The organism is Corynebacterium sp. UMB6689 (genome assembly GCF_030215295.1).
Classification (GTDB): Bacteria; Actinomycetota; Actinomycetes; order Mycobacteriales; family Mycobacteriaceae; genus Corynebacterium; species Corynebacterium aurimucosum.
Genome location: NZ_JASOLS010000310.1, coordinates 1 through 230 on the forward strand (window position 1 = coordinate 1; position 230 = coordinate 230).

At 60.4% G+C, this 230-nt stretch carries 1 protein-coding gene; it reads left to right on the top strand.

The window, feature by feature from the left end:
• The coding region (locus QP363_RS13625) for an MOSC domain-containing protein (protein WP_284764888.1) at positions 1–230 on the top strand (230 nt) is incomplete at both ends.

Genomic DNA, 230 nt, shown 5'->3' on the forward strand with positions numbered 1-230 from the left:
TCAACCAAAAACTGCGGGTGGGATCCGCCCTTTTGCAGGTGTCGGTGCCGCGCACGCCCTGCCGCACTTTCGCGGTATGGCTCAACGAGCGCGGCTGGGTGAAAACCTTTACCGAACGCGGCGACTGTGGCTGCTACTTCCGTGTCCTAACGGCGGGCACAATCTGCCCCGGAGATCAGATCCATTTCGAGCCCTCCCCTACCCATGGCATTACAATGGGGCAAGCATTC